Below are 1,341 nucleotides of genomic sequence, written 5' to 3'. Positions count from 1 at the left end.
CAAAATTCTTGACGGTACCGCACTATGAATGTCCGTATGAAAAATCGGAATGCCAAACGGCTTGTTCACTTCCTCCATCACCGCCGCCGCCCGCTCATTGTCCGCCCCGATCACAATGCGATCTCCATGGAACGTATCGTAAATCGCCGAACCCTCTCGCAAAAACTCGGGGTTGGATACGACATCAAAGCGGATAGGACGTCGAAGGTGCTGCTGAATCCATGCTCGGATTTTTTCATTCGTCCCGACAGGAACGGTGCTTTTCGTAGCGATCACCACGCCATCCCGTTCGATATGCGCCGCAATGTCTCTAGCCGCCTGCTCGACAAACCGCAAATCCGCCGAACCGTCCTCCTTCTGCGGCGTGCCGACAGCGATGTAAATCACCTCGGCATCACGGAACGCTTCTTCATGGCTGGTCGTAAAATGCAAGCGGCCTCGTTCGATGTTTCGCTTCATCAGCTCGTCTAGCCCAGGCTCGTAAATCGGGGAAATCCCTTGTTTCATCTTTTCCACTTTTCGTTCGTCAATATCGACGCATGTCACATAATGGCCGATATCGGAAAGGCAAACACCCGTGACGAGTCCTACATATCCAGTTCCCACGACAGCGATTTTTTTCACTTTTGCTCCCCTTCCAAATCAAAAGAACCAGCACCTCGAAAAAGCACTGGCGGTTATTGATAGTACGCTTTATACCAATCGACAAACTTCTTGAGCCCGTCCCGAATGGAAGTGGAAGGCTGGAAGCCGACGGCCTGATGCAAGTCATCAATATCCGCATACGTCGCTTCCACGTCGCCTGGCTGCATGGGCAAAAATTCTTTTTTCGCCTCCACGCCGAGCAGCGATTCTAATGTTTGGATAAAATCAAGCAGCTTCACTGGTTGGTTATTGCCGATATTATAAATCTTATACGGGGCATAACTTGAGCTCGGATCAGGATGAAAACGATCCCTCTGTTCATTGGGAAGCGGGGGACGATCCAACAGACGGACCATTCCCTCGACAATATCATCGATATACGTAAAATCGCGCTTCATATTTCCATGGTTGAATACTTTGATGGGCTTTCCTTCCAGAATGCTTTTGGTAAACGAAAAATACGCCATATCCGGGCGCCCCCATGGTCCGTACACCGTGAAAAAACGAAGCCCGGTCGTCGGAATGCCGTACAAATGGCTGTATGTATGCGCCATAAGTTCATTCGCCTTTTTCGTTGCCGCGTATAAACTCACGGGATGATCGACATTGTCGCTTGTCGAAAACGGCATTTTCGCATTCGCTCCGTACACCGAACTTGAAGAAGCATAGATCAAATGTTTGACGGGATTATGGCGG

2 protein-coding genes are annotated in these 1,341 nt (G+C 49.8%); both read right to left on the bottom strand.

From position 1 onward, the window contains the following. On the bottom strand, positions 1 to 624 hold a 624-nt coding region (locus tag VU18_RS15625), incomplete at its 3' end, for a nucleotide sugar dehydrogenase (RefSeq protein WP_047758460.1). A 53-nt stretch (positions 625 to 677) separates the two neighbouring features. Beyond that, positions 678 to 1,341, bottom strand: a 664-nt coding sequence (locus VU18_RS15620) for an NAD-dependent epimerase/dehydratase family protein (RefSeq protein ID WP_047758459.1), incomplete at its 5' end; no start/stop codon positions are given.

Source organism: Geobacillus sp. ZGt-1, from assembly GCF_001026865.1.
GTDB classification, from domain to species: Bacteria; Bacillota; Bacilli; order Bacillales; family Anoxybacillaceae; genus Geobacillus; species Geobacillus thermoleovorans.
The sequence above is the reverse complement of the archived record's forward strand: the minus strand, read 5'-3'. Positions and strand labels throughout refer to the sequence as shown.